Below are 24,440 nucleotides of genomic sequence, written 5' to 3'. Positions count from 1 at the left end.
TGCTCGCGGTCAGACCGGGAGCAGGGTCTTCTGGTTGCCTTCCTCGTCGAACTCGGTCAGCGGCGGCGCGATCTCCTCCAGCGACTTGCCCTCCGCGTCCACGCCCCAGACCGCCGCCACGAGGGCGCCGAGCAGCATCACGCCGGTGGCCAGGAGGTAGCCCCAGAACATCGGGTCGCGGTCGGTGCCGTCGCCGATGAGGGCGCCGTACAGCACCGGGCCGAGCGCGCCCACGACCTGGGCGACGGAGAAGAAGTAGGAGATCGCCTGGCCGCGGACCTCCTGGGGGAAGACCTCGGAGACGGTGAGGTAGCCCGCCGAGGCGCCGGCGGAGGCGAAGAAGAACGCCACGCACCAGAAGGCGGTGTGGGTGCCCGCGGTGAGGGCGTCGGCCTTGAACAGGAAGGCCGAGATGGCAAGCACCACGCCGCTGGTGGCGTAGCAGCCGCCGATCATCTTGCGGCGCCCCACGGTGTCGAACAGCGGGCCGAGCAGCAGCGGGCCGAGCAGGTTGCCGATGGCGAAGGGGAAGAAGAACAGCGCGGCCTGCGAGGAGCTGAGGCCGTAGAAGTTCTTCAGCACCAGGGCGTAGGTGAAGAAGATGGCGTTGTAGAGGAAGCTCTGGGTGATCATCAGCGCCAGTCCGAGGACGGTCCTGGTGGGGTAGAGCTTGAAGAAGACGTACGCCAGCTGCTTGCCCGTCAGGCCCGTGCCGGCCTTGATCCAGCGGGCCTCGGACTCGTCGTGGTGCGGCAGCTCCTGGCCCTGGTCGCGGATCGACTGCTCGATGCCCTCGACGACCGTCTCGGCCTCGTCGGCGCGGCCGTGGGTCAGCATCCAGCGAGGGCTCTCGGGGATGTGGCGGCGCAGGAAGATGATGCCGAGACCGAGCACGGGGCCGATGAAGAACGCGATCCGCCAGCCGATGTCCTCGGCGAAGCGGTCGGTGTCGAGCAGGATCGAGCTGGCCACCGCGCCCAGCGCCGCGCCGAACCAGTAGGTGCCGTTGATGGCGAGGTCCACGCGGCCGCGGTGCTTGCCGGGGATGAGCTCGTCGATCGCGGAGTTGACGGCGGAGTACTCGCCGCCGATGCCCATGCCGGAGATGAACCGGCAGACCAGGAACAGCTCCATGGTCGGCGCCAGGCCGGCCAGCGCCGCCCCCACGAGGTAGACCATGAGGGTCAGGGTGAACATCTTCTTGCGGCCCAGGGTGTCGGTGAGCCGCCCGAACAGCAGCGCTCCGGCGACCTCGCCGAGCAGGTAGATCGTGCCGGCGAGCCCGACCTGGGCGGCGCTCATGCTCAGCGACTTCTCGAAGCCGCCGGCCGCGACGATCTGGACCTCGAGACCGTCGAGGATCCACGCCGTGCCGAGACCGAAGATCACCATCCAGTGGAAGCGCGACCACGGCATGTCGTGCATCCGCGCCGGGATCAGGCTCTTGATCGGTCGTTCGTGCGCGGTCGTGGAGCTGGACATGCGGCCTCCCCAGTGAGCAGTGTCACTGCTCGTTACCCAGCCGACAGTAGTCACTAACAACTGTCGCCACCAGCAACCACCTAGGGCGCCGGGATCAGGGGGTCGGCGTGCGGGCCAGGCTGCGGTGGGCGGCGAGCAGGGAGGGGCCGTACCAGGTGAGCAGGCGGCCGCTGACGAGCTCCGTGGGGGTGCGGGTGAAGGCCTCGGGACCGTCCTCGGGCGCGAACGGGTAGGGCTCGTCCGGCAGCAGCACCACGTCGGCGCCGGCGGAGTCGAGGTCGACGAGCTCGGCGTGCGGGTAGCGCTCGGGGTGGTCGGCCAGGACGTTCTCCAGCCCGAGCCGGCGGACCAGGTCCCCGGTGAAGGTGCGGCTGCCCACCGCCATCCACGGGTCGCGCCAGATGGGCACGACCACGCGACGGGTGACGGTGGGCAGCGGGCCGCACCACAGCCGCTCCGCCTCGGCGAGCCAGTCGGGTCGCGGCCAGCCGAGGACGTCGTCGAACAGGTGGTGGTACGCCGCGACCGCGGCGGGCACGGTCTCGATCTCGGTGACCTCGACCCGGATCCCGGCGTCGCGCAGGCGGCGCACGTCGAGCTCGCGGTTCTCCTCGCGGTTGGCGACCACGACGTCGGGCCGCAGCGCCCGGACGGCTGCCAGGTCGGGGTTCTTGGTGCCGCGGACCCGGGTGACGTCGAGGTCGGCGGGGTGGGTGCACCAGTCGGTGGCGCCGACCAGCGCCTCGGGCCGCACGCTCGCCAGGGCCTCGGTGATCGAGGGCACCAGCGACACCACCCGGTGGGCCGTGCGCGCGCTGCCGTCGGTGCCGGTGACGCTGCGGGTGCTCACACGTTGCGGCGGTACTGCCCGCCCACCTCGAAGAACGCCTCGGTCACCTGCTGCAGCGAGCAGACCCGGGCGGCGTCCATGAGGACCGCGAAGACGTTCTCGCCCGAGATCGCGGCGTCCTTGAGCCGGGCCAGCGCCTCGGTGGCCTCCTCGGCGTGGGCGGCCTGGAACTCCTGCACGCGGTGCAGCTGCGACTCCTTCTCCGCCTCGGTGGCCCGCGCCAGCTCGACCTCGGGCTGCGACACGTCGGACTCGGGCTTGACGAAGGTGTTGACCCCGACGATCGGCAGCGAGCCGTCGTGCTTGCGGTGCTCGTAGAGCATGGACTCGTCCTGGATGCGGCCGCGCTGGTAGCCGGTCTCCATCGCGCCGAGGACGCCGCCGCGCTCGTTGATGCTGTCGAACTCCGCCAGCACGGCCCGCTCCACCAGGTCGGTGAGCTCGTCGATGACGAACGACCCCTGGAGCGGGTTCTCGTTCATCGCCAGGCCCCACTCGCGGTTGATGATCAGCTGGATCGCCAGGGCCCGCCGCACCGACTCCTCCGACGGCGTCGTGACGGCCTCGTCGTAGGCGTTGGTGTGCAGGCTGTTGGCGTTGTCGTAGATCGCGATCAGCGCCTGCAGCGTGGTGCGGATGTCGTTGAAGTCCATCTCCTGCGCGTGCAGCGACCGCCCGGAGGTCTGCACGTGGTACTTCAGCTTCTGCGAGCGCGCGTTGGCGCCGTACTTCTCCTTCATGGTGACCGCCCAGATCCGGCGGGCGACGCGGCCCAGCACGGAGTACTCCGGGTCCATGCCGTTGGAGAAGAAGAACGACAGGTTGGGCGCGAAGTCGTCGATGTCCATGCCGCGCGCCAGGTAGGCCTCGACGTAGGTGAAGCCGTTGGCCAGGGTGAAGGCGAGCTGGCTGATGGGGTTCGCCCCGGCCTCGGCGATGTGGTAGCCGGAGATCGACACCGAGTAGAAGTTGCGCACCTCGTGCTCGATGAACCACTCCTGGATGTCGGCCATCATCCTCAACGAGAACTCCGTGGAGAACAGGCAGGTGTTCTGGCCCTGGTCCTCCTTGAGGATGTCGGCCTGGACCGTGCCCCGCACGTGGGCCAGGCCGTGCGCCGCCAGCTGGGCGCGCTCGTCCTCGTCGGGCTCGCGGCCCTCGGTCTCGCGGAACTTCTCGACCTGCTGGTCCGCGACCGTGTTGAGGAAGAAGGCGAGCACCGTGGGGGCGGGCCCGTTGATGGTCATGGAGACGCTGGTCGTGGGGGAGACCAGGTCGAAGCCGCCGTAGAGCACCTTCATGTCGTCGAGGGTGGCCACCGAGACGCCCGACGTGCCGACCTTGCCGTAGACGTCGGGACGCGGGTCGGGGTCGCGGCCGTAGAGGGTGACCGAGTCGAACGCCGTCGAGAGCCGGGTCGCCTCGTTGTCGTGGCTGAGGATCTTGAAGCGCCGGTTGGTGCGGGCCGGGTCGCCCTCGCCGGCGAACATCCGGGCGGGGTCCTCGCCGTCGCGCTTGAAGGGGAAGACGCCCGCCGTGTACGGGAAGGACCCGGGCAGGTTCTCCTCACGCCAGAAGCGGACCAGCTGCCCGTGGTCGGTCCAGCGGGGCAGCGCGACGCGGGGGATCTTGTTGCCCGAGAGCGACTCGCGGGTCAGCGCGGTGTGCAGCTCCCGGTCGCGGACCCTCACCACCTGCTCGTCGCCGGAGTAGGACTCCACGACCGCGGGCCACGCCTCGACCTGCTGCGCGACCTCGGCCGGCAGCGCTCGGCGGGCCTGCTCGAGCAGGTGCGCGACGCCGTCGGTCGGCTGGTCCGCCCGCGCGAGCTCGCCCTCCACCACCTCGAGCCGCTGCACCCGGCTCGCCGCCTCGGCCAGCTCCTGGGTCCGCGCGTGGTAGGCGCGGACGGTCTCGGTGATCTCGGCCAGGTAGCGCACCCGCTCGGTCGGCACGACCTGGCGGATGCCGGAGGAGTGGCGCACGTCGACGTGGGGCAGCGCGCCCTCGGAGACGGGCAGCCCCTGCTCGGCCAGCGCGTCGCGCAGGTGCTGGTAGAGCGCGGTCACGCCGTCGTCGTTGAAGGTGGCGGCGCTGGTGCCGAAGACCGGCATGTCGGCGGGCTGCTGGCCGAAGGCCTCGCGGTTGCGCACCAGCTGGCGCCCGACGTCGCGCATCGCGTCCTTGGCGCCGCGGCGCTCGAACTTGTTGATGGCCACGGTGTCGGCGAAGTCGAGCATGTCGATCTTCTCCAGCTGCGAGGCGGCGCCGAACTCCGGCGTCATCACGTAGAGCGAGTGGTCGACGTACGGCACGATCGCGGCGTCGCCCTGGCCGATGCCGGGCGTCTCCACCACGACGAGGTCGAAGCCGGCGGCCTTCATCACGTCGATGACGTCGGCGAGGTGCTCGGGCACCTCGTGCGAGCCGCGGGTGGCGAGGCTGCGGAAGAAGATCCGGTCGCCATCGAGGGAGTTGGCGCGGATCCGGTCGCCGAGCAGGGCGCCGCCGCCCTTGCGCCGGGTGGGGTCGACGGCGATGACGCCGATGCGCAGCTTGTCCTGCTGGTCGACCCGGAACCGGCGCACGACCTCGTCGGTGAGGCTGGACTTGCCCGAGCCACCGGTCCCGGTGATGCCGAGCACGGGGGTGCCCGAGGCGCGTCGGGAGCCGGCCGCCTCGCGGATCCGGGCCAGCGCCTCCTGCGACAGCTGGCCCGCCTCGGCGCCGGTGAGGGCGCGGGCGATGGCGCTGCGGTCGCCGGCCAGGACCGAGTCGAGGTCGGCCTGGCGCTCCTCCCAGGGATCGAAGTCGCAGTCGGCGACGACCGAGTTGATCATCCCGACCAGGCCCATCTTCTGGCCGTCCTCGGGGGAGAAGATCGTGACGCCCGACTCGCGCAGCCGCGTGATCTCGGCGGGCACGATGACGCCGCCGCCCCCACCCACCACCTTCACGTGACCGGCCCCCGCGGCGCGCAGGGACTCCACGAGGTACTCGAAGTACTCCACGTGGCCGCCCTGGTAGGAGGAGACGGCGACGCCCTGGACGTCCTCCTCCAGCGCCGCGTCGACGACCTCCTGGACGGAGCGGTTGTGACCGAGGTGGATGACCTCGCAGCCCTGGCTCTGGAAGATCCGCCGCATGATGTTGATGGACGCGTCGTGGCCGTCGAAGAGGGCCGACGCGGTGACGAGGCGGACGTGGTGCTGGGGCTGGTGCAGTGAGGGCACGCGAGTCTCCGGAGGCAGGTAGTTGGACGTCCTACTACCTGGACTGTAGGGCATCGTCCCGCGTGCCGGAAGGGTCGGCGACGTGGTCGCCGGCCGCCGCTCGGAGCTCGCCCAGGAGGTCGGTGAGGGCCGTGACGTCGGCCCCCGGGATGCCGGGCCGGGCGAACACCCGGGCGTTGAGGCCCTCGGTCGCCGCCTCCACGACCTCGCGGCCCGAGGCGGTCAGGGAGGCCAGCACCACCCGGCGGTCCTGCTCGCGGCGCAGCCGCTCGACGTGGCCCTGGCGGACCAGCCGGTCGACGGCGCTGGTCACGCTCGTGGGGTGGACCTGGAGCAGGGACCCGAGGCGGGTCATCGGCATCGCGCCGGACTGGGAGAACGACAGCAGCCGCAGCACCTCGTAGCGCGCGAAGCTGAGGTCGAGGGGTCGCAGCACGGCCTCGACCCGCTCCATCAGCAGCTGGTGGACCCGCACCACCGAGGTGACCATGGCCATGCCGTCCGCGGCGTCGTCCCAGCCGTGGCGCAGCCACTGGTGGTGGGCCTCGCGGATGGGGTCCCGGTCGTCGGTCATGGGAGCAGGCTATGCCCCGGTGCTAGGACGTCCTGGCATCCAGGACCGACGGGGGCAGCGCCAGGTCGGGGACCAGCTCGACCAGCAGCGCGCGCACCCGGGCGTCGAGGTCGGCGACCACCGCGCGGACGCCGGCCTCGTCCTGCCCGCCCGGGTCGGCGACCGGCCAGTCGACGTACCGCACGCCGGGGACGTAGGGGCACTCCTCGCCGCAGCCGAGCGTGATCGCCGTCGTGCTGGCGGCGATCGTCTCCCGCGTCAGCAGCGTCGGCTGCTCCGCCGAGGTGTCGAGGCCGAGCGCCTCGAGGACCGCGACCACCTCGGGGTGGACGTGCTCGCCGGGCTGGGTGCCGGCCGAGCGCGCGACGACGCGGCCCCCGGCGTAGTGCTCGGCGAGGACCCGGCTGATGACCGAGCGGCCGCCGTTGCGGACGCAGGCGAAGACGACCTGCGGGGGCGTCGTGGGAGTGGTGCCCGGGGGGACGGGGGTGGTCATCGGGTCGCTCCTGGGACGGCGTCGGGGGTGGTGGGGTGGAGGACGTCGGCGGAGGTGCCGGGCACGTCCGGGGAGTCGCGGTCTCGGTAGAACCGGCGCGCCCAGAGGCTGACGTGGACCAGCGCGACCAGGGCCGGGACCTCGACCAGCGGGCCGACGACCCCGGCGAGGGCCTGTCCGGAGGTGACGCCGAAGACGCCGATGGCCACCGCGATGGCCAGCTCGAAGTTGTTGCCGGCGGCGGTGAAGGACACGGCGGTGGCGCGCTGGTAGTCGAGGTCCAGGGCCCGGCTCACCAGCATCGAGCCGCCCCACATGAGGGCGAAGTAGACGAGCAGGGGCAGGGCGATCCGGGCGACGTCGAGCGGCCGGCTGGTGATGGTGGCGCCCTGCAGCGCGAAGAGCACGACGATGGTGAACAGCAGGCCCCACAGCGCGGCGGGGCCGATGCGCGGCAGGAAGCGCGACTCGTACCAGTCGCGCCCGCGGGTCCGCTCGCCCACCGCGCGCGAGAGGTAGCCGGCCAGCAGCGGCACGCCGAGGAAGACCAGCACCGAGCCCGCGATGCTCCACACCGAGACGTCGAGGGCGGTCTGCTCGAGCCCCAGCCAGCCGGGCAGGACCTCGAGGTAGAACCAGCCGAGCAGGGCGAAGGCGAGGACCTGGAAGACCGCGTTGGCGGCGACCAGCACCGTCGCGGCCTCGCGGTCGCCGCAGGCGAGGTCGTTCCAGACCAGCACCATCGCGATGCAGCGGGCCAGGCCGACGACGACCAGGCCGGTCCGGTACTCCGGGAGGTCCGGCAGCAGCAGCCACGCGAGGGCGAACATCAGCGCCGGTCCGAGCACCCAGTTGAGGACCACCGAGATGACGAGCAGGCGGGTGTCGCCGGCGACGCGGCCGAGCTCGTCGTACCGCACCCGGGCCAGGACGGGATACATCATCACGAGCAGGCCGAGCGCGATCGGCAGCGAGACCGACCCCACCTCGACGGCGGCGAGGGCGTCGTCGAGGCCCGGCACGAGCCGTCCCAGCACCAGGCCGGCGACCATCGCCACCCCGATCCACACGGTCAGGAACCGGTCGAGCGTGGACAGGCGCGGTGCCGCGCCCGCGGCCGTGCCGCTCACGCGCCGGCCCCGGTGGTGGTGGAGCCGGTGGCGTCCGCGGCGGCCGGGGTGAAGAGCTGGCCCAGTGCCTCCATCGCCGCCGGGCGGGCGAGGTAGAACACCCAGGTGCCGCGCTTCTCGCGGTCCAGCAGGCCGGCCTCGTGGAGCACCTTGAGGTGGTGGCTGATGGTCGGCTGGGAGAGGTCGAAGCAGGGGAGCAGGTCGCACACGCACGCCTCGGCTCCCTCGTGCGAGAGCACGAGCGAGAGCAGCCGGAGCCGGGTGGGATCGGCCAGCGCCTTGAGCATGGGCACGACCTGGGCCGCTGCCTGCGCGCCCAGCGGCTCGCGGGCCAGCGGGGCGCAGCAGTCCAGGTCGTCGAGGACCGGCGAGGAGTTCGACACCCGTCTATGTTGACAGACGTCGATGTGGTCGCGGCGGCGGGTCGGGCCGAGGCGCGGTCAGCCGCGGCCGAGCGCGTAGAACTCGTCGTTGGGCCGCATGCTCGTCACGTTGGCCATCCGGTTGGACAGGCCGAAGAAGGACGCGATGGCGGCGATGTCCCAGGCGTCCTCCTCGGTGAACCCGTGGGCGGCGAGCGCCGCGAAGTCCGCGTCGTCGACGGCGTGGGACGCGGTCGCGACGCGGACGGCGAAGTCCAGCATCGCCCGCTGGCGCGGGGTGATGTCGGCCTTGAGGTGGTTGACGGCGACCTGGTCGGCCACGAGCGGGTCCTTGGCCCGGATGCGGAGGATCGCGCCGTGGGCGACCACGCAGTACTGGCAGCGGTTGAGCGCGGAGGTCGCGACCACGACCATCTCCCGGTCGGCCTGGCTCAGCGGCCCGGGACGGTCCATGAGCGCGTCGTGGTAGGCGAAGAAGGCCCGGAACTCCTCGGGACGCCGCGCCAGCACCAGGAAGACGTTGGGCACGAAGCCGGACTTCTCCTGCACGGCCAGGATCCGGTCGCGCACGTCGGCCGGCACGTCGGCCAGGTCGGGGACGGCGTACCGGCTGACGGGACGGGGCGCGGGACGGGGGCCGGCGGGGGTGCTCTCGCTCATGCCCGCCACCTTGTCACCGCGGCGCGCGCGACGTCGCCCTCGTCGACGGGCTCAGGCGCGGGAGTCGAGGACCCGGACCATGTCCTCCTCGGTGTCGTTGCCGATCTTCTCGAAGACCACCTTGACCAGGGGCGAGGCCAGCTTGGCGGCGCCCTTCATCTCGATCACGGCCTCGTAGGTGACCTCGCTGCCGGTGCCGTGGGGCACGACGGTGATGGTGTCGGTCGAGGTGGCGGTGTCGTTGGTGCCGACCAGCACGAGGCGGTCGTCGCTCAGCGTCGTGAGCTCGTAGGTCAGCTCGGTGGAGACGCCGGCGATCTTGGAGACGTTGTGCCACGTGCTGCCGACCTGGATCGGCCCGGTGTCGTTGCGGGTGCAGGACTCGGTGCCCGGGTCCCACTCCTCGGCGTGCGAGAAGTCCTTGAGGTAGTCGATGACCCTCTGCGGGGAGGGCTTCACGGTGAAGGTGCGGCTCACAGTCGTCATGCGGCCAAGTCTCGGCCCCCCTCCCAAGGGGTGAGGGGACTGCCTATAGGCTGTAGGTAAGTTCCTACGAGAGGCAGGACGTCGTGAGGGTCGGACTGACCGCCGAGCGGCTGGTGGCGGCGGCCGCGGAGCTCGCGGACGCCGAGGGGCTCGAGGCGGTGACGCTGTCCGCGCTCGCCCGGCGGTTCGGCGTACGGCCGGCGAGCCTGTACTCCCACGTCGCCAGCACCGACGACCTGCGCACGCGCCTCGCGCTGCTGGCGCTGGAGGAGCAGGCCGACCGGGCGTCGACGGCGCTCGCCGGCCGTTCCCGCCGCGACGCGCTCGTCGCCCTGGCCGACACCTACCGCGACTACGCCCGCGAGCACCCCGGTCGCCACGCCGCCGCCCAGCTGCGCCTCGACGCCGGGACCGCCCGCGCGAGTGCGGGCCCGCGGCACGCGGCGATGGCGCGCGCCGTGCTGATCGGGTACGCCGTCCCGGAGCCGGACCGCACCCACGCCGTGCGCCTGGTCGGCGCGCTCGTCCGGGGCTTCGTCGACCTCGAGCTGGGCGGGAGCTTCGCGCACAGCGAGCCCGACGCCGAGGCCTCCTGGCGCCGCTCGATCGACGCCCTCGACACCCTGCTCAGCCACTGGGAGACCGCATGACCCCCCTCACCGAGCGCGAGATCCGCTCGTCGTTCGCCAACTGCTCCAAGGGCGAGGCCACCCGCGCCCAGCTGCCCGACCTGGACGAGACGCCCTGGGCCGACCTCGACTTCCTCGGCTGGCCCGACCCGTCCGGTTCGCAGCGCGCCTACCTCGTCCTCGAGCGAGACGGGCGGCCGCTGGGCCTGCAGCTGCGCCAGTCGTCGGGCGCCGGCGCGGCCCGCAGCTCGCTGTGCCAGGTCTGCATCACCTCGCACTCCGGCCCGGGCGTCGCGCTCGCGGTCGCCCGCAAGACCGGCGCTGCCGGCAGGAAGGGCGACTCGACGGGCCTGTGGATGTGCCGCGACCTGCGCTGCTCGCTCTACGTCCGCGGCACCAGGGTCTCCGGGGCCGCGTCCCTGCGCGAGACGCTCCCGGTCGGGGCCGCGGTGGAGCGGCTGCGGCGCAACCTCGACCAGTTCGTCGACCGGGTGCTGGCGGGCTGAGCCGGGCCGCGGCCGTGTCCGGGTCGCCGGCCCCGACGCGCCTCGACCGGCCCCGACGCGCCTCGACCGGCTTCGACCGGCCTTGACCGGCCACCCGGCAACCAGGAGGCTGCAGCCACCCGCCCACCGCCCGCGCACGGAGGACCCATGGCCGCGACCGACCTCACCGAGCTGGCGAGCCCCGCGGGCGCGCCGTGGACCAACTGGGTCGGCAACCAGACCTCCACCCCGGGGTACGCCGCCGCGCCGCGGAGCGAGGAGGAGGTCGTCGCCCTGGTGCGGCAGGCGGCCGAGCGCGGGATCGGCGTGCGGGTCGCGGGGGCGGGCCACTCCTTCACGCCGGTCGTGCAGACCGACGGGCTCCACCTCGACCTGTCCGCGATGCGCGGCGTGGTGGCCACCGACCCCGGTCGGCGGCGGGCGACGGCGCTGGCCGGGACCCGGATCCACGACTTCTACGAGCCGCTGTGGGAGGCGGGCCTCGCGCTGCGCAACCAGGGCGACATCGACACCCAGCACGTCGCGGGGGCCGTCGCGACCTCGACGCACGGCTCGGGCACGCGCTTCACCAGCCTGTCGGGTGCGGTGCGGCGGATGCGCATCGTGACCGCCTCCGGCGAGGTGCTCGACGTCGGCGAGGACCGGCCCGACCTGCTGCACGCCGCGCAGACGTCGGTCGGGATGCTCGGCGTGGTCACCCAGCTCGAGCTGGCCGTGACCGAGGCCTACCGGCTGCAGCAGCAGGTCGGGCTGTGGTCGTGGGACGACGTGATGGAGCAGTGGGACGACCTGGTCGCCACCCACCGCCACTTCGGGATGTTCTGGCTGCCGAGCGAGGAGTCGGGAGCGCTCTACAACCTCGACGGGCACGGCGAGCCGATGGCCGACCGCTGCTACGTGAAGATCTACGACGAGGTCGGCCCCGACGTCCCGGACAGCGACGTCGAGGGTCGCCGGGTGGACCGGTGCTACCGCATCTTCCCGATGGTCTACGACGCCAACTTCCACGAGCTGGAGTACTTCGTGCCGCTCGAGCGCGGCCCCGAGGCCCTGCAGGCGATGCGCCGGCTGATGCTGGCGCGGCTCCCCGAGTCGGTCTACCCGCTCGAGGTCCGCACCGTGGGCGCGGACGAGGCCTGGCTGTCCCCCCAGCACCGGCAGGCCACGACCGTCATCTCCGTCTCGGGCGCCCCGGGCACCGACTACTGGGACTACCTGCGCTCGGTCGACGCGCTGCTCGCCGACTTCGGTGCGCGGCCGCACTGGGGCAAGCTGCACTTCCTCACCCGCGACCGGCTGCACGCGCTCTACCCCCGGGCCGACGACTTCACGGCGCTGCGCCGCGAGCTCGACCCGGCCGGGATGTTCCTCAACGACCACCTGCGGCCGCTGTTCGGGTGAGGGGCTGGTGGCTCGGTCGGCCGCTCAGCCCCGGCGCAGGTCCTGGGCCAGCATCACGATGATGCCGCTGGGACCGCGCAGGTAGGTGAGCCGGTAGAGGTCCTCGTACGTCGCGACGCCGCGCAGCGGGTGGCAGCCGTGCCGCGCGGCCACCTCCAGGGCCGCGTCGAGGTCGTCGACGGAGAACGCGACGCGGTGCATGCCGATCTCGTGGGGCTGGGTGGGCTCGGTGTCGATCGCCTCGGGGTGGAGGTGTTCGAACAGCTCGAGCCGGCCGTGGCCGTCGGGGGTCTGCAGCATCGCGATGCGGGCGTGGTTGCCGTCGAGGCCGACCGCGGTGTCGGCCCACTCGCCGCTGACCGTGTCGCGTCCCAGGACGGTGAGGCCGAGGTCGGTGAAGAAGGCGATGGTGGCCTCGAGGTCCCGGACCGCGATGCCGACGTTCTCGAGGGTGATGGGCATCGGGCCACGGTAGCCAGGTCCGGCCTCCAGGGGCACCCTCCGCGCGCGACGGCCGTGACGACGCTGCCGTCGGTCCCGTCTGGGAGGATCGGGGCATGTGCGCACCGACCCCTTCCCTGGCGAGCGACCCCCGATGAGCGGCCGCATCACCCGCGGCTTCCTGGGCAAGCGCCGGGGCCAGCAGGGCGACCGGCTCCCGCCCGGGCAGTACGACGTGGGCAACGGCTGGCCGACCCTGACGGCCGAGGCCACGCCGCGGGTCTCGACCGACCAGTTCGAGCTGAGCATCGACGGGCTGGTCGAGCGCCCGAGCACGTGGTCGTGGGACGAGCTGCAGGCGCTCCCGCCGTCGACGTACGCCGGCGACATCCACTGCGTCACCACGTGGTCGAAGTTCGACATGACCTGGCGCGGGGTCAGCCTCGACGTGCTGCTCGAGCAGGCGGCGCCGCGCCCGGAGGCGGCGTACGTCCTGGTCCACTCGAGCAGCGGCTACACCACCAACCTGCCGCTCGCCGACCTGCGCGACGGCAAGGCCTGGGTGGCGTGGGAGGCCGACGGCAAGCCGCTGACGCGCGAGCACGGCGGACCGGCCCGGCTGCTGGTGCCGCACCTGTACTTCTGGAAGTCGGCCAAGTGGGTCTCGCGCCTGGAGCTGCTCGACCACGACCAGCAGGGGTTCTGGGAGCGCAACGGCTACCACGACCGCGGGGACCCGTGGGCCGAGCAGCGCTACCAGGGCGACTGAGGCACCCCGCGTGAGCGCGATCGACGAGGTCACCGCCCGCCCGACCGCCTGGACCGAGGCGCGCGTGGCCGACGTGGCCCACCCGACGCCCGGCACCGTCCGGCTCCGCCTGGAGCCGGCCGAGCGCCAGCGCCACCGGCCGGGCCAGCACTACCTGGTGCGGCTGCGGGCGCCCGACGGCTACACCGCCCAGCGCTCCTACTCGCTGGCCTCCGACCCCGACGACCCGCTGCTCGAGCTGCTCGTGGAGAAGCTGCCCGACGGGGAGGTCTCGGAGTTCCTCGCCGAGGTGCTCGAGGTCGACGACGTCCTGGAGGTGCGCGGCCCGCTCGGCCGCTGGTTCGCCTGGGACACCACGACGCCCGCGCTCTGCCTGGTCGGCGGCACCGGTGTCGTCCCGGCCGTCAGCATGCAGCGCGCCGCCCGCCGCCTCGACCGGACCGACCGGCTGCGCGTCGTCGCGGTCGGTCGCGCGCCGGGCCACCTGCCGTACGCCGACGAGCTCGCCGACGCCGGCGCCACGATCGCCTGGACGAGGGCCGACGTGCCCGGCCGCCGCGCCGGCGCCCCCACCGCCGAGGAGCTCGCGCCCCTGCTCGACGGCGTCGAGGTCGCCTTCGTCTGCGGCTCGGCCCGGTTCGCGTCGTACGCCGAGACGGCGCTGCAGGAGGCCGGTGTCGCCCCCGGCGCGATCCGGGTGGAGCGGTTCGGACCCACGGGGTAGGTCGCCGGGGCCGGACGCCGGCCCGGGGACGTCGTGCGAGGTGGCTGCCCTGGCGACCCGTTCGCACGACGTCCGCCCCGCCCGGCCCGGGACGTCATACGAGGTGGCCGCTCTGGCGACCCGCCCGCATGACGTCCGCCGATCCGCGCGACCACCTCGCACGACGCCGGCCTCGGACGACGGGGACCACCCGCCACCCCGGACACCTCGACCCCCGTGGCGAGCCCCACCTAGGCTGACCCGATGGCGACGGTGAGGGAGTTCCAGGTCACGTTCGACTGCGCGGAGCCGGAGCGGGTGGCGCGGTTCTGGTGCGAGGCGCTGGGGTACGTCGTGCCGCCGCCGCCCGAGGGGTTCGCCTCGTGGGACGAGTTCGCCGCGACGCTGCCGCCGGAGCAGCAGGACGGGGCGTTCGCGTGCGTCGACCCGACGGGGAAGGGGCCGCGGCTGTTCTTCCAGCGGGTGCCCGAGGGCAAGACGGCCAAGAACCGGCTGCACCTCGACGTCCGGGTCGGGACCGGGATGGTCGGCCAGGAGCGGCTCGACGCCCTGGAGGCGGAGTGCGCCCGGCTGCTCGAGGCCGGAGCGACGCGGGTGCGGCTGATGGAGGCCGACGGGGTGAACGAGTCGTGCCTGGTGATGCAGGACGTCGAGGGCAACGAGTTCTGCCTCGACTGAGCCGTCGGCACCGCGCCTGGGGCGGGTCAGCCGACCGGCACCCCGGCCAGCCCGAGCACCAGCCCCGCCAGCGCACAGGCGCCCAGGGTGCGGAGCACCGACCAGCGCAGGCCGAGGAGCAGCAGCGCCGCCAGGGCGGTGAGCCCGAGGGCGACCGGGCGCAGCGTGTCGGGCACCGGCAGCTCGAGCGCGACCGGCCCCCACCCGGAGCGACGGGTGTCGGCGAACAGGGTGTGCAGCGCGAAGAACAGCGCCAGGTGGGCGATCACGCCGACCACCGCCGCGGTGATGCCGGTCAGCGCGGCCGAGAGCGAGGCGTTGCCGCGCAGCCGCTCGACGTGCGGCGCGCCCAGGAAGACGAGCACGAAGCACGGCACGAACGTCACCCACGTCGTCAGCAGCGCTCCCAGCAGGGCCGCGACCCACGGGTCGAGCGGCCCGGGATCGCGGTAGGCGCCGACGAAGGCCACGAACTGGACCACCATGACCAGCGGCCCCGGCGTCGACTCCGCCAGCGCCAGGCCGCGCACCATCTCGCCGGGTGCCAGCCAGCCGTGGACCTCGACGGCCTGCTGCGCGACGTACGCCAGCACGGCGTACGCCCCGCCGAAGGTGACCAGCGCGGCCCCGGAGAAGAACAGCGCCTGGTCGGTGAAGACGCTGTGGAACCCCGTCAGCGAGGTGACGAGCCCGACCGGCACGACCCAGGCGACGGCTCCGACCAGCAGCACCCGGGCGGCGTGCGCTCCACGCGGCGCCTCGCGGTGGAGCGCGTCGTCGGGGACCAGGGGAGCGGGGCCGTCCTGGGGCGTGGCGTCTGCGGCCCGACGCATCGTCACGGGCGCCCAGCGGCCCAGCGCCCACCCGACCGCTCCCGCCGCGGCGACCACCGCGGGGAAGGGCACCGCCAGCAGCGTCAGGGCCAGGAACGCGACCACGGCGAGCCCGACGAGCGCAGGGTGGCCGAGCGCCCTGCCCCCCACGCGGACCACCGCCTGGGCGACCACGGCCAGGACGGCGGGGGCGAGGCCGGCGAAGAGGGCGGTGACCGCGGTGGTCTCGCCGTACCCCACGTAGAGGGCCGAGAGGCCGAGCAGCGCCACCACCCCGGGCAGCACGAAGAGCACCCCGGCGACCAGGCCGCCCCGGACGCCGTTGAGCAGCCAGCCGACGTAGATCGCCAGCTGCTGCGCCTCGGGACCGGGCAGCAGCGTGCAGAACGACAGCGCGTGCAGGAAGCGGCGCTGGCCGATCCACCGGCGCTCCTCGACCAGCTCGCGCTGCATCACCGCGATCTGGCCGGCCGGCCCGCCGAAGGTCTGCAGCGAGATCGCGAACCAGGCCCGGGTCGCCTCGCCGAACGGCACCACGTCGCGGGTCCCCACGGGCCGGTCGTCGCTGTTCACGACGGACCGGTCCCGCTCGGGCCGCCCAGCTCGCCGACCTCGCCGTGGGACCGCACGGAGGCACCCAGCTCGCCGGCCGCGGGCGTCTCCAGGACGCGCCTGACGCTGCGACCCACCTGCTCGACCGGCCCGCGGGGCAGGTAGGCGTGGGCACCGGCGTCCAGCAGCCGGCCCACCGGCCCGCGGACGTCGAGGCCGAGCTCGTCGTCGAGGAGCTCGGCGACGAGGACCCGGGCCCGGGGGAAGGTGGCCCGCAGCACGCCCACCAGCTGCGGGCTGACCGCGTGGATCAGCACGACGTCGGTCGTGGGCGGGGCCTCGGACACGTCGACCACGACGTACGCCGGCCCCAGCGACTCGCTCAGCCGGGCCCGCGCCGCGGCGGACAGCTTGGTGCCGGTCGCGACCACGGTGACGTCCTCGCGCTCGGCGGGTCCGGACGGGTCGGCCGGCGCGGGATCGACCACGACGCCCTCCAGCACGGCGGGGGAGAAGGCGAGCGAGCCGACCGGCGCGCCGCCGTCGACGAGCACCACGCCGCGGTGCGCGACCAGCGTCTCCAGCGCGACCCGCACCTCGCCCGGCAGGTCGGCCAGGTCCCAGGTCGGGTGGTCGCCGGAGTCACCTCGCATGCGCCGATCCTGGCTCAGACGACCGGTCCGGGGCCGGCTGACGCGCCCGGGGCCGCCCCGCGGGAGCCGCGCGACCCCCGCGCGAGCACCACCAGGGGCCCGACGGCGAGCACGACGGCGAGGGCGGCGTACCCCAGGTCGAGGGTGGCCACCGTGGCGACCGCGCCGACCAGCAGCGGCCCTCCGGCGTCGCCGAGCTCGCGTCCCAGCTCGGCGGTGCCCATGGTCTGGCCCAGGCGCGCCTCCGGCGTCGAGGCGGCCAGCGCGGCGAACCCCAGGGGCGTGATGAGGCCGGTGCCGGTGCCGACCAGCACGGCCGCGACGAGCACGCCGACGACGTCGAGCGGACCTGGCAGCAGCGGTGCGGCCAGACCGAGCGCGGCCAGCAGCAGACCGGCGAGCAGTCCGGTGCGGGTGGCCAGCCGGCCGGCGTCGAGCGCACGTCCGGCGCGGGGCTGCACGAGGGCCGCGGTGGCGGCGAGCACCGACACGGCGGCGCCGGTCGCGACCGGTCCGAGCCCGGCCGCCGCACCCGTCACGGGCAGGAAGCCCACGCCGACCGAGAGCGCCGCGGTGGCGCCGGCCAGGGCGGCCGTGGGGGCCAGGAAGGCCCGGTCGGTCAGGCGCCGCGCGAGGTCGACCACGGTCTGGCGGGTGCGGGGCAGGGGCGGCACGTCGGGCACCACGAGCAGCGCCCAGCCGGCGACCGCCAGCCCCAGGACGGCCGTGACCGCGAACAGCAGCCACAGCCCGCCGAGCAGGACCAGCACGCCGCCCAGCAGCGGGCCCAGGGTGTAGCCGAGCGACTTGTAGAAGCCGTAGGAGCCGAACGCCCGGCCGTGCCGGGCCGCGGGGTTGAGCCGTGCCACGAGCGACGAGGCGGCGGGGGAGAAGGCCGAGGCCGCCGCCCCCTGGCCCAGGCGGGCCGCCCAGAGCCACGCGGGGGCGTCGGCGACGACGTAGACGGCCGAGGCCGCGGCGAAGCCGACCAGCCCGGCCAGGAGCACCGGACGGGCCCCGACCCGGTCGGCCACCGCGCCGAACACGGGCTTGAGGAGGACCTCCGCGCCGTCGTACAGCGCGAGCAGCAGGCCGAGGGTGAGCAGCGAGCCCCCCGCGCCGCCGAGTCCCGTCCCCAGGCTGGCCGCCACGGCGTGGGCGCCGAAGGCGGTGGTGAACCCCGCGGCGTACAGCGGCCACATCCGTCTGTCCCGCACCTGGTCCGCCACGAGGTGGGAATCTAGCCGGGCGCGGGTGCCGGTCGTGGGTGCACCACCTAGGCTGCCGGACGACAAGCAGCGGGGCGCGTGGACACAGCGGTGGTCACGCCCGAGGGGCCGGAGGTGGTGGTGCGCCGGATCCTCGACGACCTCCAGGTGTTCGTCGAGATGACCGAGGCCATCAACTCCGACCTCGACCTGGACCGGGTGCTGCAGTCGGTCACCGACACCGGCACCCGCCTGTCCGGGGCCCGGTTCGGGGCGTTCTTCTACGAGGCCGTCGCCGACGACGACCTCGACTCCGGCCTGCGGGTCGTCTCGGGCGACGGGGCCGGGGCGCTCACGCAGCTCTCGGTGCCGCGGATCACCGAGCTGTTCACCCCGACCTTCGCCGGCCGCGAGACGGTGCGGCTGGTCGACCCCGGCAGCCCGCACGACGACGCCGCACCGCGGCTCGGGTTCCTCGCCACCCCGGTCGTGGCCCGCTCGGGCGAGGTGCTGGGCGCGCTCATCTTCGGCCACCCCGACCACGACCGCTTCGACGATCGCAGCGAGGACGTCGTGCGGCTGGTCGCGACGCAGGCGGCGGTGGCGATCGAGAACGCCCGCCACTACGCCCGTGAGCTGGCCGCCCGGCGGGTCGCCGAGCAGGCGGCGGAGCGGCTCCTGCTGCTGCAGCAGATCACCTCGCGGCTGGCCCGGGCCACGGATCGCGAAGAGGTGCTGCGCGCCGTCACCGAGACCCTCGTGGGCCCGCTCGGGGCGCTGCGGGTGGGCGTCTACCTCGCCGACGGCGACGTCTACCGCGCCGTGGCGGCCGCGTCCAGCGGTCGCGGCGACGACGGGCCGTCGCCCCAGGCGCCCCAGACCGCGTGGCTTCCGCGCCACGGCGACAACCCGGTGGCGGTCAGCGCCGAGGAGCGGCGCCCACTGGTCCACGGCTCGCTCGCCGACCTGGCGGCGCGCTTCCCCGACCTCGGGGCGAGCCTGTCGGGCATCGAGGCCACCGTGGTGCTGCCACTGGCCGTGGGGCCGCGCACGCTCGGAGCGCTCGCGCTGGCGTGGCGCGAGCCCCGCCACGTCGACGCCGTCGAGGTCGACTGGCTCTCCAGCGCGGCCGAGCAGCTCGCGCTGGCGCTGCGGCAGGTCGAGCTCCGGGAGTCCGAGGGCCGGGCGCAGGAGGCGCTGCGCGACAGCGCGGCGCACGCCATCTCGGTGTCGCAGACCCTGCAGCGCTCGCTGCTGCCGCTCACGCTGCCGGCCGTCGACGCGCTGGCGGTCGCCGTGCGCTACGTCCCCGGCTCGGTCGACGCCGAGGTCGGCGGCGACTGGTACGACGTGATCGCGACGCCCGACGGTGGGGTCGTGCTGGTCATCGGCGACGTGCAGGGCCACAGCGTGTCGGCCGCCGCGGTGATGGGCCAGCTCCGGGTGGCGCTCTACGCCTACCTCGTCGAGGGCCACGCGCCCCATGCCGCCCTCTCGCGCGTCAACCGGGTGATGGAGACCCTGCAGACCGAGGCCATCGCCACCTGCTGCCTGGTCGGCATCGACCCCGCGACCGGCCAGGCGTCGGTGGTGCGGGCCGGTCACACGCTGCCGCTGCTGTGGCGCTCCGACGGCACCGTCGAGGAGCTCGACGCCGAGGGCGGCATCCCGCTCGGCGTGCTGCCCGACGCCGAGTGGCCCACCACCGAGCTGCGGCTGGGCGCGGGGGACCGGGTGCTGCTCTACACCGACGGTCTGGTCGAGGTGCCCGGCGTCGACCTCGACCTGGGCGTGGACGCGCTCGTCGACGCGGTCGGCGCCACCCACGACGGCCACCCCGCCGCGCCCCGGCCGCGCCAGGAGCGGCTCGAGGCCGACGTCGACGAGGTCCTGGCCGCGGTCGGGGTGCGCAGCCGCGACGACGTCGCCCTGCTCGCCTGCGAGTACGCCGGCCCGGCCTCGCTCTTCCGTCGCGCCGACCTCGAGGTCGCGTCGGTGACCGAGGTCGCCTCGGCCCGCGCCTTCGCCGACGCCACGCTGCGCTCCTGGGGCCTGCGCCGGGTCGCCGACCCCGTGCGCCTGCTGGTGACCGAGATGGTCACCAACGCGCTGGTCCACACCGAGGGGTCCGCCTCGCTGGAGCTGCGTCGCCTCGAGCACGTGGTGCGGGTGATGGTCACCGACGCCTCCTCCCGGGTGCCGCGCCCGCGCCCCGTCGACGAGGACGCCCCCGGAGGCCGCGGCATGCTGCTCATCGGCGCCCTGGCCACCGAGTGGGGCGTGGAGCCCTCCGGCGGGGGCAAGACCGTCTGGGCCGACGTCCGGGCCTGAGCCCGACCGGTGGACCCGGCTCCGAGGGCGCCCGTCGCCGGCGCTCGTCGCACCCCTCGTCGCACCCCTCGTCGGGGTCGCGCCGTGAACACGACGTGAACGAGGTCCTTGACATCGGGTGTGAGCGCTAACACACTCAGGCCTGTTAGCGCTCACATCACCATCTGGTCCGTGGACCGGGCGAGCGCAGACGGGCCGGCGTCGTCGGTGGGGCCTGATCAGCCCCTCCCCGGGTGCGCCACCCACAACCCCCGGCCGACGGCCCCGTCGTGCCCTCACCCTGATCAGGAGAACCCATGCGCACACCCCTGGCCACCAAGGCCGTCGCGACCTTCGCCGCCGCCACCCTCAGCCTCTCGCTCGCCGCCTGCGGCAGCGGCGGTGGCAGCGGTTCGGGCGACGGCGACAAGGGCACGGTCGGCGTCGCGATGCCCACCAAGTCCTCGGAGCGCTGGATCGCCGACGGCAACAACATCAAGAAGCAGCTCGAGGACGCCGGCTACGAGGTCGACCTCCAGTACGCCGAGGACGACATCCCGACCCAGGTCTCCCAGGTCGAGAACATGGTCACCAAGGGCAGCTCGATGCTCATCGTCGCCGCCATCGACGGCACCGCGCTCGGCGACGTGCTGCAGACGGCGTCGGACTCCGACATCCCCGTGATCTCCTACGACCGGCTGATCCGCGACACCGACGCCGTCGACTACTACACGACCTTCGACAACGAGCAGGTCGGCGTCATGCAGGCCGAGTCGCTGCTCGCCGGGCTCGAGGCGGCCGGCAAGCCGCCGTACAACGTGGAGCTCTTCGCCGGCTCGCCCGACGACAACAACGCGACCTTCTTCTGGAAGGGCGCCATGACCAAGCTCCAGCCGGCCATCGACGCGGGCGACCTCGTCGTCGCCTCGGGCCAGACCGACTTCGAGCAGGCCGCCACGCTGCGCTGGGACCCCGCCACCGCGCAGAAGCGCATGGAGGACATCCTCACGCGCACCTACACCCAGAAGGACGTCCAGGGCGTGCTCTCGCCGTACGACGGCCTCTCGCTGGGCATCATCGCGGCCCTCAAGGCCAACGGCTACGGCTCCGGCGACAAGCCGCTGCCCGTCGTCACCGGCCAGGACGCCGAGCTGGCGTCGGTGAAGTCGATCGAGGCCGGTGAGCAGTACTCCACGATCTTCAAGGACACCCGCGAGCTCGCCAAGGTCACCGTCGCGATGGTCAAGGCCATCTCGGCCGGTGACAAGCCCGAGATCAACGACGACAAGACCTACGACAACGGCAAGAAGGTCGTGCCGTCGTACCTCCTCGAGCCGCAGCCCGTCACCAAGGACGACGTGCAGGAGGTCCTCGTCGACTCGGGCTACTACACCGCCGACGAGCTGAAGTGACCCGGAGCTGACCCCGCGGGCGGTGGTCGGTCGCGATTCCCGTGACCGGCCACCGGCCCGCACCCCACCCGCCGTCCACCACCTCACCGGAAGGACCAGTGATGGAACCACCCGTCCTGGAGATGCGCGCCATCACCAAGCAGTTCCCGGGGGTCAAGGCGCTCGACCGGGTCGACCTGCGCGTGCGCCGCGGCACCGTCCACGCCATCTGCGGCGAGAACGGCGCCGGCAAGTCGACCCTGATGAAGGTGCTCAGCGGCGTCTACCCGCACGGCAGCTACGACGGCCAGGTCCTCCTCGACGGTCAGGAGGTCGCCTTCAAGGGCATCAAGGACTCCGAGGCCGCGGGCGTCGTCATCATCCACCAGGAGCTCGCGCTCATCCCCGAGCTCTCCATCGCCGAGAACATGTTCCTCGGCAACGAGACCAGCCGCCGCGGCGTGATCTCCTGGGACCGCGCCCACAGCGAGTCCGCCGAGCTCCTCGCCCGGGTCGGCCTGGCCGAGAACCCGCTGACCCAGGTCAAGCACCTCGGTGTCGGCAAGCAGCAGCTCGTGGAGATCGCCAAGGCGCTGTCGAAGAAGGTGCGCCTGCTCATCCTCGACGAGCCCACCGCCGCCCTCAACGACGACGACGCCGCGCACCTGCTCGACCTGCTGCGCGACCTGCAGCTCAAGGGCGTCACCTGCATCATGATCAGCCACAAGCTCGGCGAGATCGCGGCCGTCTCCGACGAGATCACCATCATCCGCGACGGCCGCTCCATCGAGACCCTCGGCGTCGCCGAGGACAGCGTCGACGAGGACCGGATCATCCGCGGCATGGTCGGGCGCGACCTCGACCACCGCTTCCCCGCGCGCACCCCCGACCTCGGCGAGGTGCGCCTCGAGCTCAGCGACTGGACCGTCACCCACCCGTTGGACCGCAGCCGCGAGGTGATCCGGGGTGCCGACCTGACCGTGCGGCGCGGCGAGATCGTCGGCATCGCCGGCCTGATGGGGTCGGGGCGCACCGAGCTGGCGCGCAGCGTCTTCGGCCGCTCCTACGGCAGCGGCACCGAGGGCACGCTGCGTCTCGACGGGCGCGAGCTGCAGCTGCGCTCGGTGCCGGAGGCGATCGCGGCCGGCATCGCCTACGTCAGCGAGGACCGCAAGGGCCTGGGCCTCAACCTGCTCGACGACATCAAGCGCTCGGTCGTGTCGGCCTCCCTCGGCAGCCTGCGCCGCGGCCTGACGGTCGACGAGGGCAAGGAGGTCGAGGTCGCCGAGCACTACCGCAGGGCTCTCAACATCAAGGCCTCGTCGGTCGACCAGGGCGTCGCCACGCTCTCGGGCGGCAACCAGCAGAAGGTCGTGCTGGGCAAGTGGATGCACACCGACCCCCAGGTGCTGATCCTCGACGAGCCCACCCGGGGCATCGACGTGGGCGCGAAGTACGAGATCTACACCGTGATCCACGAGCTCGCCGCCCAGGGCCGGGCCGTGCTGGTCATCTCCTCGGAGCTGCCCGAGCTGTTCGGGCTGTGCGACCGGATCTACACACTCGCCGAGGGCCGCATCACCGCCGAGGTGAGCCGCGGGTCCGACGGCGACTACGACGCCGAGCAGATCATGCGCCACATGACCGGCACCCCCGCTGTCTCCGCCCCCGGCAGCCCCACCACGACCCAGGAAGTAGCCCCATGAGCTCGCTCACCCGCATCCTGCGCGGCAACATGCGCCAGTACGGCATGGTCATCGCGCTCGTCTCGATCGTCGCGCTGTTCTGGTTCACCACCGACGGGGTGCTGCTGCGCCCGCTCAACGTCACCAACCTGATCACGCAGAACTCCTACATCCTCATCCTCGCGATTGGCATGGTGCTGGTCATCGTGGCCCGCCACATCGACCTCTCGGTCGGCTCGGTGGCCGCGTTCACCGGGGCGCTGGCGGCGATCATGATGACCCGCTGGGACGTGCCGTGGTTCCTCGCGGTGGTGCTCTGCCTCGGGGTCGGCGCGCTGATCGGCGCCTGGCACGGCTTCTGGGTGGCCTACGTCGGCATCCCGGCCTTCATCGTCACCCTGTCCAGCATGCTGCTCTTCCGCGGCCTCACCCTGGTCGTGTTGAACGGCGCGACCGTGGGCGGCCTGCCGCAGGGCTTCGAGCGGATGGGCAACGGCTTCCTGCCCGAGGTCGGCCCCGACACCGGCCTGCACAACCTGACCCTGGTGCTGGGCGTGCTGCTCACGGCGTGGCTGGCCGTGCTCGAGGTCCGCAAGCGGCGCTCGGCCGTCCACTACAAGCTGGAGGTGCTGCCGCAGCCGCTGTTCCTCGCGAAGCTGGTGGCGATCGCCGTCGTGGTCGTCGGGCTGTGCTTCGTGCTCGCGCAGTACCGCGGCCTGCCCGTCGTCGGCCTCATCCTGGTCGTGCTGATCGGCGTCTACGGCTTCGTCATGCAGCGGACCATCGTGGGCCGGCACGTGTACGCCGTCGGCGGCAACGTCGAGGCCGCGACCATGTCGGGCGTGCGCACCAGGCGCATCGACTTCCTCGTGATGACCAACATGGGCATGCTCGCCGCCCTGGCCGGCATGGTGTTCGCGGCCCGCCTCACCGCCGCCAACCCCAAGGCCGGCGTCAACTTCGAGCTCGACGCCATCGCCGCCGCCTTCATCGGCGGCGCGGCGGTCACCGGCGGGGTCGGCACCGTCGCCGGCGCGATCATCGGCGGCTTCGTGATGGGCGTGCTCAACAACGGCATGTCGCTCATGGGCGTCTCGATCGACTGGCAGCAGGCGGTCAAGGGCCTGGTGCTGCTCGCCGCGGTCGCCTTCGACGTGTGGAACAAGAAGCGCACCTCCGTCGGCGGCGGAGCCGGCGCCGAGGACACGTCGGTGGCGCCCCCGCCCCCGGACGAGGTCACCGAGGAGCTGGCCAAGCAGCGCACGGGCGAACCGGCCGCGCGGACGTCGTGATCGCGCGGGCTCGACAGGCCACCGGCCGGCGTCGCGCGAGCGGCAGGCGTGTCCCACCGGACCGCGTCGCGGGT

23 protein-coding genes are annotated in these 24,440 nt (G+C 73.3%); 10 read left to right on the top strand and 13 right to left on the bottom strand.

Translation table 11 applies throughout. From position 1 onward, the window contains the following. Positions 1-9 precede the first annotated feature (9 nt). From BLU55_RS05375 to BLU55_RS05335, 9 genes are all read right to left on the bottom strand, one after another. Positions 10-1,482 (bottom strand): MFS transporter, encoded by a 1,473-nt coding sequence (locus tag BLU55_RS05375; RefSeq protein WP_091726962.1) that lies wholly within the window; start codon positions 1,480-1,482, stop codon positions 10-12. Between the two features lie 94 nt (positions 1,483-1,576). Continuing rightward, positions 1,577-2,332: a helical backbone metal receptor gene (locus BLU55_RS05370; protein ID WP_091726959.1), complete on the bottom strand. Its 756-nt coding sequence runs from the start codon at positions 2,330-2,332 to the stop codon at positions 1,577-1,579. Next, positions 2,329-5,565 carry a fused isobutyryl-CoA mutase/GTPase IcmF gene (gene icmF / locus BLU55_RS05365; RefSeq protein ID WP_091726957.1) on the bottom strand — a complete coding sequence of 1,079 codons (3,237 nt, stop codon included), beginning with the start codon at positions 5,563-5,565 and terminating at the stop codon, positions 2,329-2,331. Before icmF ends, BLU55_RS05370 begins: the two co-directional genes overlap by 4 nt. A gap of 34 nt (positions 5,566-5,599) precedes the next feature. Next, positions 5,600-6,139, bottom strand: coding sequence for a MarR family winged helix-turn-helix transcriptional regulator (locus BLU55_RS05360; protein WP_091726954.1), 540 nt, complete (start codon positions 6,137-6,139; stop codon positions 5,600-5,602). 22 nt (positions 6,140-6,161) lie between these two features. Next, the gene (locus tag BLU55_RS05355; RefSeq protein ID WP_091726950.1) at positions 6,162-6,635 is read right to left on the bottom strand and encodes an arsenate-mycothiol transferase ArsC; all 474 of its coding nucleotides are present in this window, start codon (positions 6,633-6,635) and stop codon (positions 6,162-6,164) included. After that, positions 6,632-7,765 (bottom strand): ACR3 family arsenite efflux transporter, encoded by a 1,134-nt coding sequence (gene arsB / locus BLU55_RS05350; RefSeq protein WP_091726947.1) that lies wholly within the window; start codon positions 7,763-7,765, stop codon positions 6,632-6,634. The genes BLU55_RS05355 and arsB overlap by 4 nt, the downstream gene beginning before the upstream one ends. Then, the gene (locus BLU55_RS05345) at positions 7,762-8,148 is read right to left on the bottom strand and encodes an ArsR/SmtB family transcription factor (protein WP_231917058.1); all 387 of its coding nucleotides are present in this window, start codon (positions 8,146-8,148) and stop codon (positions 7,762-7,764) included. Before BLU55_RS05345 ends, arsB begins: the two co-directional genes overlap by 4 nt. A gap of 57 nt (positions 8,149-8,205) precedes the next feature. Next, a complete protein-coding gene (locus tag BLU55_RS05340) occupies positions 8,206-8,808 on the bottom strand; it encodes a peroxidase-related enzyme (RefSeq protein ID WP_091726944.1) in 603 nt (200 codons plus the stop codon). 51 nt (positions 8,809-8,859) lie between these two features. Further along, positions 8,860-9,294 carry an SRPBCC family protein gene (locus tag BLU55_RS05335; protein WP_091726941.1) on the bottom strand — a complete coding sequence of 145 codons (435 nt, stop codon included), beginning with the start codon at positions 9,292-9,294 and terminating at the stop codon, positions 8,860-8,862. 83 nt (positions 9,295-9,377) lie between these two features. On the opposite strand from BLU55_RS05335, the gene BLU55_RS05330 reads away from it, so the two are divergent. From BLU55_RS05330 to BLU55_RS05320, 3 genes are all read left to right on the top strand, one after another. Further along, positions 9,378-9,944 (top strand): TetR/AcrR family transcriptional regulator, encoded by a 567-nt coding sequence (locus tag BLU55_RS05330; protein ID WP_091726938.1) that lies wholly within the window; start codon positions 9,378-9,380, stop codon positions 9,942-9,944. Continuing rightward, positions 9,941-10,429 carry an FBP domain-containing protein gene (locus BLU55_RS05325; protein WP_091726935.1) on the top strand — a complete coding sequence of 163 codons (489 nt, stop codon included), beginning with the start codon at positions 9,941-9,943 and terminating at the stop codon, positions 10,427-10,429. The genes BLU55_RS05330 and BLU55_RS05325 overlap by 4 nt, the downstream gene beginning before the upstream one ends. Positions 10,430-10,576: 147 nt before the next feature. Continuing rightward, positions 10,577-11,830 (top strand): D-arabinono-1,4-lactone oxidase, encoded by a 1,254-nt coding sequence (locus BLU55_RS05320; RefSeq protein WP_091726933.1) that lies wholly within the window; start codon positions 10,577-10,579, stop codon positions 11,828-11,830. Positions 11,831-11,854: 24 nt separating this feature from the next. On the opposite strand, the gene BLU55_RS05315 is transcribed toward BLU55_RS05320, so the two are convergent. Then, positions 11,855-12,292 carry a VOC family protein gene (locus tag BLU55_RS05315; RefSeq protein ID WP_091726930.1) on the bottom strand — a complete coding sequence of 146 codons (438 nt, stop codon included), beginning with the start codon at positions 12,290-12,292 and terminating at the stop codon, positions 11,855-11,857. A 133-nt stretch (positions 12,293-12,425) separates the two neighbouring features. Between BLU55_RS05315 and BLU55_RS05310 the strand changes: the two genes are divergently transcribed. The 3 genes from BLU55_RS05310 (at position 12,426) to BLU55_RS05300 (ending at position 14,442) form a co-directional block, all read left to right on the top strand. Then, entirely contained in the window at positions 12,426-13,040 is a 615-nt protein-coding gene (locus tag BLU55_RS05310) for a sulfite oxidase-like oxidoreductase (RefSeq protein WP_091733464.1), read from the top strand. Positions 13,041-13,050: 10 nt separating this feature from the next. Continuing rightward, positions 13,051-13,764, top strand: a complete 714-nt coding sequence (locus tag BLU55_RS05305) for an FAD-binding oxidoreductase (protein ID WP_231917057.1) — start codon at positions 13,051-13,053, stop codon at positions 13,762-13,764. Between the two features lie 243 nt (positions 13,765-14,007). Continuing rightward, entirely contained in the window at positions 14,008-14,442 is a 435-nt protein-coding gene (locus tag BLU55_RS05300) for a VOC family protein (protein WP_091726927.1), read from the top strand. Between the two features lie 26 nt (positions 14,443-14,468). Here BLU55_RS05300 and chrA read toward each other — a convergent pair whose 3' ends face one another. From chrA to BLU55_RS05285, 3 genes are read right to left on the bottom strand one after another with little or no spacing between them, the layout of a single operon-like run. Next, entirely contained in the window at positions 14,469-15,848 is a 1,380-nt protein-coding gene (chrA, locus tag BLU55_RS05295) for a chromate efflux transporter (protein WP_091726924.1), read from the bottom strand. Then, on the bottom strand, positions 15,845-16,480 hold the full coding sequence (locus tag BLU55_RS05290) for a hypothetical protein (protein WP_091726922.1): 636 nt from the start codon (positions 16,478-16,480) through the stop codon (positions 15,845-15,847). Before BLU55_RS05290 ends, chrA begins: the two co-directional genes overlap by 4 nt. 14 nt (positions 16,481-16,494) lie before the next feature. Beyond that, the gene (locus BLU55_RS05285) at positions 16,495-17,682 is read right to left on the bottom strand and encodes an MFS transporter (RefSeq protein ID WP_091726919.1); all 1,188 of its coding nucleotides are present in this window, start codon (positions 17,680-17,682) and stop codon (positions 16,495-16,497) included. Positions 17,683-17,787: 105 nt separating this feature from the next. Here BLU55_RS05285 and BLU55_RS05280 point away from each other — a divergent pair, with 105 nt between their 5' ends. The 4 genes from BLU55_RS05280 to mmsB all read left to right on the top strand — a co-directional run bounded on the left by BLU55_RS05280 (position 17,788) and on the right by mmsB (position 24,366). Next, positions 17,788-20,019 (top strand): SpoIIE family protein phosphatase, encoded by a 2,232-nt coding sequence (locus BLU55_RS05280; RefSeq protein ID WP_157682742.1) that lies wholly within the window; start codon positions 17,788-17,790, stop codon positions 20,017-20,019. 296 nt (positions 20,020-20,315) lie between these two features. Next, a complete protein-coding gene (chvE, locus tag BLU55_RS05275) occupies positions 20,316-21,410 on the top strand; it encodes a multiple monosaccharide ABC transporter substrate-binding protein (RefSeq protein ID WP_091726914.1) in 1,095 nt (364 codons plus the stop codon). A gap of 101 nt (positions 21,411-21,511) precedes the next feature. Continuing rightward, entirely contained in the window at positions 21,512-23,095 is a 1,584-nt protein-coding gene (gene mmsA / locus BLU55_RS05270; RefSeq protein WP_091726912.1) for a multiple monosaccharide ABC transporter ATP-binding protein, read from the top strand. Continuing rightward, positions 23,092-24,366 carry a multiple monosaccharide ABC transporter permease gene (mmsB, locus tag BLU55_RS05265; RefSeq protein WP_091726907.1) on the top strand — a complete coding sequence of 425 codons (1,275 nt, stop codon included), beginning with the start codon at positions 23,092-23,094 and terminating at the stop codon, positions 24,364-24,366. The genes mmsA and mmsB overlap by 4 nt, the downstream gene beginning before the upstream one ends. The last annotated feature ends 74 nt before the right edge of the window (positions 24,367-24,440 follow it).

This window comes from Nocardioides scoriae (assembly GCF_900104965.1).
Classification (GTDB): domain Bacteria; phylum Actinomycetota; class Actinomycetes; order Propionibacteriales; family Nocardioidaceae; genus Marmoricola; species Marmoricola scoriae.
The sequence above is the reverse complement of the archived record's forward strand: the minus strand, read 5'-3'. Positions and strand labels throughout refer to the sequence as shown.